The sequence below is a fragment of the Dermacoccus sp. Ellin185 genome (assembly GCF_000152185.1).
GTDB lineage: Bacteria > Actinomycetota > Actinomycetes > Actinomycetales > Dermatophilaceae > Dermacoccus > Dermacoccus nishinomiyaensis.
Genome location: NZ_AEIQ01000043.1, coordinates 36,545 through 45,294 on the forward strand (window position 1 = coordinate 36,545; position 8,750 = coordinate 45,294).

General features: G+C 68.2%; 5 protein-coding genes, 1 pseudogene and 1 riboswitch. Of the genes and pseudogenes, 3 read left to right on the forward strand and 3 right to left on the reverse strand.

Annotation, left to right across the window (positions count from 1 at the left end; genetic code table 11):
• Positions 1 to 2: 2 nt before the first annotated feature.
• Positions 3 to 384 (reverse strand): annotated as a pseudogene (locus HMPREF0321_RS15330) (neutral/alkaline non-lysosomal ceramidase C-terminal domain-containing protein).
• Between the two features lie 212 nt (positions 385 to 596).
• Positions 597 to 708, forward strand: a riboswitch (SAM riboswitch).
• A 171-nt stretch (positions 709 to 879) separates the two neighbouring features.
• On the opposite strand from HMPREF0321_RS15330, the gene HMPREF0321_RS03215 reads away from it, so the two are divergent.
• From HMPREF0321_RS03215 to HMPREF0321_RS03225, 3 genes are read left to right on the forward strand one after another with little or no spacing between them, the layout of a single operon-like run.
• Positions 880 to 1,887 carry a MetQ/NlpA family ABC transporter substrate-binding protein gene (locus HMPREF0321_RS03215; protein WP_006944087.1) on the forward strand — a complete coding sequence of 336 codons (1,008 nt, stop codon included), beginning with the start codon at positions 880 to 882 and terminating at the stop codon, positions 1,885 to 1,887.
• Positions 1,884 to 2,957, forward strand: a complete 1,074-nt coding sequence (locus HMPREF0321_RS03220; protein WP_006944102.1) for a methionine ABC transporter ATP-binding protein — start codon at positions 1,884 to 1,886, stop codon at positions 2,955 to 2,957. Before HMPREF0321_RS03215 ends, HMPREF0321_RS03220 begins: the two co-directional genes overlap by 4 nt.
• The gene (locus tag HMPREF0321_RS03225) at positions 2,954 to 3,622 is read left to right on the forward strand and encodes a methionine ABC transporter permease (protein ID WP_006944079.1); all 669 of its coding nucleotides are present in this window, start codon (positions 2,954 to 2,956) and stop codon (positions 3,620 to 3,622) included. Before HMPREF0321_RS03220 ends, HMPREF0321_RS03225 begins: the two co-directional genes overlap by 4 nt.
• A 119-nt stretch (positions 3,623 to 3,741) precedes the next feature.
• Here HMPREF0321_RS03225 and HMPREF0321_RS03230 read toward each other — a convergent pair whose 3' ends face one another.
• Positions 3,742 to 5,433: an alpha/beta fold hydrolase gene (locus tag HMPREF0321_RS03230; RefSeq protein ID WP_006944131.1), complete on the reverse strand. Its 1,692-nt coding sequence runs from the start codon at positions 5,431 to 5,433 to the stop codon at positions 3,742 to 3,744.
• 148 nt (positions 5,434 to 5,581) lie between these two features.
• The coding region (gene lysX, locus HMPREF0321_RS03235) for a bifunctional lysylphosphatidylglycerol synthetase/lysine--tRNA ligase LysX (RefSeq protein WP_006944097.1) at positions 5,582 to 8,750 on the reverse strand (3,169 nt) is incomplete at its 5' end.

Genomic DNA, 8,750 nt, shown 5'->3' on the forward strand with positions numbered 1-8,750 from the left:
TCTCAGCGCACCTGGAAGGCCCGGCTCGTTCCGGTATGGGCACTGACCTTGCCGTTGCACCCGTTCTTCCAGTTGCCCTGCTGCACGAGGCGATACGTGCCCGCGGGCGTGCCGCGACGTATGCGCCACTCCACGGTGCATCGCGAGTACGAGACGCCCTCGCGCGACCAGACGTACGAGGTGTCCCAGTCGTGGTCGTCGGACGTCGACCCACGACGAGCCGACCTGACGCTGCACCTTGACGAACGTGCCCCTCGTGCGGAAGTCATTCTTCGGGTGGCCGCCGCGGAAGACCGCCCGCACGCTCGAACCAGCCGAGCACGTGGCGTCCGGCTGGGTCAGGACGCCACCGAAGTGCTGCCCGGGTGGGGCGTCGTCGAACACGACGCCGGGGCCCTCGGCGCGTGACCGACGTCACACTCATCACCCACCTAGACGATCGTCCAAGCGGTGTGAAGAAATCACTCACCCGAGCCTCGACGGCGAAAGACGCCGCATCAGCCACCCCGGATGTCGCACGTCACAATGTTCGCCCACGTCTCATCTCCAGTGCCACAACTTGACGCTTTGTCGTGCGCGGCTCTAATCTCGCTGCTGGTCAAGAGATCCGATGCAAAGCCCTGGCTGGTCGGACGGCAACCCTCACACGCGTGGCGGGGTGCTCCAGGTGATGACCCGGCCGCGTCGACCACGCGGCAAGCACGCTCGGCACCCAACGTGACGGCATCCTCGTGAGCCTTCCGTTGCGCTGCCCAGGCCCCGAAAGGCATGCCCCGCACGACACCGCGCCCCACCCCGGCGCCCCCGCCTTCACGCTGACTCCGCGCACCCGCGCCAGCTCCGCGCATTCGCATCCTTGCCGCCTCACCAGGAGAGATCATGACCGACAAGCACACCCCCGCCGACGAGACCTCGACGCCCGCCTCGTCCACGCATGACGCCACGAGCGCCGAGAACGGCGCGAGCGCCCTGCCCCCGAAACCGAAGAACAACACCGGCAAGTACGTCGCGATCGGCGCAGGCGTCCTCGTCGTCGCGCTGGCCGCCGGCATCGGGGCCAAGGTGTTCGGCGGGAGCAGTGACGACAAGCTGACCCACCTCAAGGTGGGCACGACGGAGGCGTCGGACCCGTACTGGAACCAGCTCGTCAAGGTGGGCAAGGACAAGTACGGCCTCGACATCGAGCCGGTCAACTTCTCTGATTACACCCAGGCCAACCCCGCGCTCTCCGAGGGCCAGGTCGACCTCAACCAGTTCCAGCACCTGCAATTCCTCGCCGACTACAACACCAAGGCGAAGCAGAACCTCACGCCCATCGGGGCGACGTACATCGTCCCGCTGGCGCTGTACTCGAAGAAGCACACGAGCGTCGGCCAGTTCCCCCAGGGCGGCAAGATCGCCATCCCCAACGATCCGACGAACCAGGCACGCGCCTTGCTGCTGCTGCAGAGCGCCGGACTGCTGAAGCTCAAGGGTGGTGGCACCTCGCTGTCGACCCCGGCCGACATCGACGCCGGCGCCTCGAAGGTCACCGTCACAGCGGTCAACGCCGAGCAGACCGCCGCTGCGCTGCCGTCCGTCGACGGCGCGATCGTCAACAACAACTTCGCCGCGGATGCGAAGCTCGACCCGAGCAAGGCCCTGTTCAAGGACGACCCGCATGCGGCCTCGTCGAAGCCGTACATCAACGTCGTCGTCGCGCGCGCCGCGGACAAGGACAACGCCGACTACGCCAAGTTCGTCAAGGCCTACCACGACCCGAGCGTCGAGAAGCTCATCGAGGAGCGCACGAAGGGCACGAGCGTCCTCGTGAACAACTCCGCCTCCGACGTGCAGGGCATCCTCGCGAAGCTCGAGGCCCAGATCAAGGCGAAGGGATCGAAGTGACGGGCCCCTCCCCCACACTGACGAAGGCCGCCGCGCCGGCGAGTGACACCCCGCCCGCCGTCGCCTTCCACGATGTCGGCAAGACGTTCACCCGCGGCAAGAACCAGGTGACGGCTCTCGACGGCATCACGACGCAGGTGGAGCGCGGACGCATCGTCGCCGTCATCGGTTTCTCCGGCGCCGGCAAGAGCACCCTCGTCCGTCTCATCAACGGCCTGGAGACGCCGACGCGCGGCCACGTCGAGATCGACGGCGTCGACCTCGCGTCGCTGTCCGCGAAGCAGGTGCGCGAGCTGCGCGGTCGCATCGGCATGGTGTTCCAGCAGTTCAACCTCATCCGCTCGCGCACGGTGTACGCCAACGTCGCCTACCCCCTCGAGGTCGCCGACTGGGACAAGGCGCGCCAGGAGGCGCGCATCACCGAGCTGCTCAGCTTCGTCGGGCTCACCGAGAAGGCGTGGGCCTACCCCGACGAGCTCTCCGGCGGGCAGAAGCAGCGCGTCGGCATCGCCCGTGCGCTCGCGACGAACCCGGAGATCCTGCTCGCCGACGAGTCCACGTCCGCGCTCGACCCCGACACGACGAAGGACGTCCTCGCGCTGCTGCGCCGCGTCAACGACGAGCTCGGCGTGACGATCGTCGTCATCACCCACGAGATGGACGTCGTGCGTGAACTCGCCGACGCCGTCGTCGTCCTCGAGGCCGGCCGCATCGTCGAGTCCGGGCGCACCGTCGACGTCCTCGGCGCGCCGAAGGCGGACGCGACGCGCCGCCTCGTCGACGCCACCCTGCGCAACGTGCCCGACGCACGCGAGAGCGCCCGGCTGCGCGCTGCCCACGACGGGCGCCTCGCGACGCTGACGGTTCACGACCCGCGCGAGTTCGGCCGTGTCCTGGCCGGCATGTCCGCACACGGCGTCGAACCGGAGATCGTGCACGGCGGCCTCACACCGCTCAAGGACGACACCCTGACGACGTTGACGCTCGCCCTGCGCGGCGACGACGCCGCCGTCACCACCGTGCTCGACGAACTGCGTCTCGCCGCCGACGTCGAGGAGGTCGCCGCATGATGCCCGCAACCGATTGGGAGGCGCTGCGCCCCACGATCGTCACCGCGGTGGGCGAGACGCTGCTCATGGTCGGCGCGACGATCATCATGGGCGGCCTGCTCGGCCTCGCCCTCGGCGTGCTGCTCAACACCACACGACGCGGCGGCATCCTCGAGAACCGAGTTCTGCACACGGTGCTCAACGTTCTCGTCAACATCATCCGACCGATCCCGTTCATCATCTTCGCCGCCGCTCTCGGGCCGCTGACGCTCGCCGTCACGGGCTCGACGATCGGTGCGAAGTCGATGATCTTCCCGCTGACGATCGCCTCGACCTTCGGCATCAGCCGCATCGTCGAGCAGAACCTCGTGAGCGTCGACCCCGGCGTCATCGAGGCGGCGCAAGCGATGGGGGCGAGTCCGTGGCGCATCATCCGCACCGTGCTCATCCCCGAGGCGCTGGCGCCGCTGATCCTCGGCTACACGTTCGCGCTCGTCGCGGTCATCGACATGACGGCCGTCGTCGGCGCCATGGGCGGCGGCGGCATCGGTGACTTCGCCCTGTCCTACGGTTACCGCCGCTACGACTGGGCCGTGACGTGGGCCGCCGTCGTCGTCATCATCGTCTTCGTTCAGATCGCCCAGTTCATCGGCAACGCTCTGGCCCGCAAGGCGCTGCGTCACTGAGACACCCTCCGCGCTGCTCGGCGCGAGCATGACGAAGGGCCGCGAGAATCCGAAGAGGATGATCGCGGCCCTTCGCCGTCAGGACGCGTCAGACCAGCGTCCGTCAGACCAACCGTGCGTCAGCGAGCGCCGACGGTGGCGACCTTCTGCAGGCTCGAGCGCAGGTCGGCCTGCATGCCCTCACGCTGCTGGACGTGGTGGTGCTTCTTCTTCGTGCTGGACGCGCTTTCCGTCACCTCGTTGGCGGGGCCGGGCTCCGGCTGGGGCACGGGGTCGCACTCGACGTCGGCGTGGCCCGGTCCACCCGCCCGCGCGGGCATCGCGCCAGTGAGGAGGTAGGCGGAGATCTTGTCGTCCGTGCAGGCGATGCCATTGAGCGAACCGGAGTGCGTCGTTCCACCGACGCCCTCGATGAGAGCGCTCTTCGGGAAGCGCTTGCGCACCTCAAGCGCGCCCGGGAACGGCGTCGCACCGTCGTGGGTCTCGGCGATGAGCAGCACCGGCCCGACCTTCGAACCGTCGATCTTCATGGCCTGCGCGTTCGTCGCCTTGACCGGCCAGCTCGTGCACGGGAGGTTGAACATGGCGTTCGCCCACGTCTCGAAGGGCGCCTTCTTGTCGACCTTCGAGTTGTCCGAGAGCCACTTGCTCCACACGTTCGACCACTTGATGTCGGTGCACTGCGTGCCGAGGTAGACCGCGTAGCTGTTGTCCGAGCCCGGCCCGGAGCCGTTGGCGTCGTCGTACAACGCGGTCGTCGGGCCGAAGTCACCCTTCTGCAGCGCAGCGGCCAGGGCGGCGCCGTCGTCCTCCCAGCCGAAGACGTAGTAACCGGCGTTGAGGTAGGCGTCGGTCCACTCGTCAGGCCCGATCTTGCCGTTTGCGGGCTTCTTCGCGAGCTTGTCGCGCATCGAATACCACTGCTTCTTGATGGCCTTGCCGCTCGTGCCGAGGTGGTACGTCGCGTCGTTGCCCGCGACCCAGTCGAAGAAGACGTCCATGTTCTTGTCGAACGCGATGTCCTGGTTGAGGTTCGCGTCGTACCAGACGTCGCGCGGGTCGACGACACCGTCCATGACCATGCGACGCGTCTGCTTCGGGAACATCGTGGCGTAGACCTGGCCGAGGTACGTGCCGTAGCTGAAGCCGTAGAAGTTGATCTGCTTCTCACCGAGCGCCTTGCGGATCGAGTCCATGTCGCGCACGTTGTCGATCGTCTTCATGTGCGGCATGAGCTTCGCACCGGCAGCCTTGGAGCACGACGCGGAATAGGCGGCCGACTTCTTCAGCCAGGCCTGCGACGTGCCGGCCTTCGTCACCCGGTAGTCAGGGCGGTTGTAGCCGAAGTAGTTGCCGTCGCAGGCCAGGGTCGGGACGCTGGAGCCCACGCCGCGCGGGTCGAAGCCGATCCAGTCGTACGGGTCGCCGCCCTTGTTGGGCACGGCGCCGCCGAGGCGCGACAGCGTCAGACCGGAGCCGCCCGGGCCACCTGGGTTGACGAGCATGATGCCCTGCTTCTTGGCGTCGCTCGTCTTGTGCTTGATGCGGGAGACGGCGATCTTGATCTTCTCGCCCTTGGGCTTGGCGTAGTCGAGGGGCACCTCGACGAAGCCGCACTGGGCGCCGGCCTTGCTCAGGCGCGCGTTCGCGCAGGTACCCCAGGTGACCGGCGGCGGGGTGTAGGACGAGGAGGCGTCCGCAGTGGGCGTCGCGCCCTGAGCGGGAACGGAACTCGCCGCCGTGACGGGGGCCGACAGCCCGACGCCCAGCAGGCTGAACGCAGCGCCCACGGCGCCGATGGTCTTCTTCATGCGTACTCCCTGGATGGCCTGGTGAACCGCGCGTCCACGAGCGTGTGGCGCCGTGTTCGATCATGCCCCTTGGAATGCGCTGTGTGTCTCCCCTGTGTAACCTTTGTGTAAAGTTCGTCACACTGGGCATGTCGCTCGACAAGTGTGATCAACCCTGAGGGCGCACGAACGGAAACGCGAGCGTCGCACGGATCGGCGCACCGAGCATCATCATGATGGAGCGGTCGACGCCGATGCCGAGCCCACCCGTCGGCGGCATCGCGTACTCGAGAGCGCTGAGGAACGCCTCGTCGAGCGACATCGCCTCGACGTCACCGGCCGCGGCCTTGAGGGACTGCTCCGTCAGGCGCTTTCGCTGTTCGATCGGGTCGACGAGCTCCGAGTAGGCGGTGCCGATCTCGGCGCCGAACGCGACGAGGTCCCAGCGCTCCGACAGCCTGGGGTCGCCGCGATGCGCGCGGGCGAGCGGTGACGTCTCGACGGGAAAGTCGATGTAGAACGTCGGGAACATGGTCTGGCCCTCGACGAGTTCGTCGTACAGCTCGACGACGAGTTCACCCGCACTCTTCTCGCGCGGCGCGTCGACGCCGTGCGCCGCGCAGACCGCAGCCACCTCGTCCCGCGACGACGCCGACGTCAGCGTCACCCCGCAGGCCCTGGAGACGGCTTCGTGCACGGGGATCGTCGGCCACTGTCCGGATAGGTCGACACGCTCGATCGTGCCGTCGGGGCGGGGGCGTTCGGCGAACTCCCCACCGTTGACGGCCCTCGCGACGGCGAGGAGCACCTCGCGCGTCAGGTCGCGCATCGTCAGGTAGTCGCCGTAGGCGTCGTAGGCCTCGAGCGAGGTGAACTCGGGGTTGTGGGTCGCGTCTGCGCCCTCGTTGCGGAAGTTTCGGTTCAGCTCGAACACCTTCTGCATGCCGCCGACGGCGAGCCGCTTGAGGTACAGCTCGGGAGCGATGCGCATGAACAGCTCCATGCCGTAAGCATTGATGTGAGTCTTGAACGGGCGCGCGGACGCCCCACCGTGCACCGCCTGCAGCATCGGCGTCTCCACCTCGGTGTACCCGAGTGCGTCGAACGCGTCACGGAACGCCCGCACGCCACGTGATCGGCGCAGCAGCGTGTCCATCGAGTCACGGTTGACGATCAGGTCGAGCGAGCGGTTGCGGATGCGCGCGTCGGGGTCGCAGAACGGTGAGTGCAGGTCGGGGATCGGGCTCAGGCACTTCGCCGCCATTTGCCAGTCGCTGACGTGCACCGACAGCTCTGCGTGCTTCGACGTGACGATCTCGCCCGTCACCGAGACGATGTCCCCGAGGTCGATCCAGTGTCGCCAGTGCTCGTACTTCTCGGCCGGGGTGACGTCGCGCGTCGCCATCGCTTGGAGGCGGGCGCCGTCCTCGTCGAGCACGACGAAGCTGACGCCACCGAAGTCACGCAGGGCCCGCACCCGCCCCGTGACGGAGACGCGCTCGCCCGTGCGGTGATCGGCGGGAAGCCGGCCGTGCGCCGTGACGACGTCCTCGATGCGCGCGGTGCGCGGCACTGCGACGGGGTAGCCCTCGACGCCGCCGGCCTCCATGCGGGCGAGCTTCTCGCGGCGCACGCGCTGCTGTTCGCTGCGGCGCGGCTCGGGCATCCGCGGGGTGAGTGCGTCCGCCTCGAGGGCCTGGACTCGCTCGACGAAGACGGCTTCGGGGCGCGGCGGCTGATGGTCGGCCGGCTTGGGCCCGACGAGCAATCGCGGCCCGATGAGGGGGACGAAACCCTCGGCCACACCCGTCGCGAAACCGGCACGCGGGACGGTGAGCTCGGCGTCGTAGCAGAGGAAGCGCGGCACCCATTCGGGGTGGTACTTGTCGTTCGAGCGGTAGAGCGTCTCCAGTTGCCAGAACTTCGACGCGATCGAGAGCGCCTTGTCCGTGACGCGGGTGATGGGGCCGGCGCCCACCTCGTCCGCATCGGCGAAGACGTTGCGGAAGACTGCGAAGTTCAACGAGATGCGCCGGATGCCCAGTGCGGGTGCCGCTTCGGCGAGGTGCGTGACCATGAACTCGTTGAGGCCGTTCTCGGCCTGACGGTCGCGGCGCATCAGGTCGAGCGACAGCCCGCGCGAGCCCCACGGGACGAAGGACAGGAACCCCCGCACGGCGCCACGGGCGTCGTGGGCGGTGATGACGACGCAGCGCCCGTCCGCGCGGTCACCAAGCCGGTTGAGGGCCATCGAGAATCCGCGCTCGGTCTCGTTGCCGCGCCACTTGTCGGCGAGCCGCGAGAGTTCGGCCAGTTCGTCGTCGCCCAGTTCGTCGTGGCGGCGTACCTGGGTCGTGTAGCCGCAGCGTTCGACGCGGGTGACGGCCTGGCGGACGGGACGCATCGAGCGCCCGCGCAAGGAGAAGGTGTCGGTGTCGATGATGGCCTCGTCACCGAGCGACCACGCCTTGAGCCCCGCCTCGATGTAGGCGCGCGCTCCCCTCGTGCTGGCGGAGAGGACGGCGGGGTACAGCCCGTGCTCGCGGCACTGGCCGAGCCACACGGCGATGGCGTCGTCCCAGGACTCAGCTCGCCCGATGGGGTCGGCGGACGCGACGCTGACGCTCCCCTCGTTGCGGAACGTGACGGCGGCGCGGCCGTCGGGGGCGAAGACGACGGCCTTGTCCCGACGCGTGGCGAAATACCCCAGGGAGTCGTCCTCGCCGTGCTCGAGCAGGAGACGGCGGATGCGCAGTTCCTCGTCGGCGTCGATCAGCCCGGAGCCGCGGCCCGAACGCCAGAGGACGAGCAGCGAGAAGATGAGGACGAGGGTCGACACCGTGCTCGCGACGACGAAGGTCCATTCGTACCCCTGGTGCCCTCCGAAACCCGGGCTGGCCGGCGGCGTCCTGACGCCGAACGTGCTGCGGACCGACCAGACGAACTTCTGCCCGAGGGTGTCGAGATCACGCGGGAACGACAGGGTGAGCAAGAACGCGACGACGAACGACAGGAACAGACCTCCGATGAGGCTGATGAGTGCCGCCGCCTTCGAGCCGGAACTGAACCGCGCTCGGAACGCGGAGCGTGCGAGGAGCACGACGACGAACGACGTGACACTCAGAGCCAGGATGGCCGCGGACACACCCGGCGACGTCTGGAACTGCGCCCAGTCGCGATAGACGCCGCGCACGTGGAGACGGTTGATCATCTGGGTGACCTGGTGCGCGAACACGAGACGCGCGAGCGAGTCCAACACCGAAAGCCCCATGACGACGGCGAGGACGGTGTGCGCCGGACGGAAACGACGGCGGATACCGGGCTCTTCCGAGTTCCGG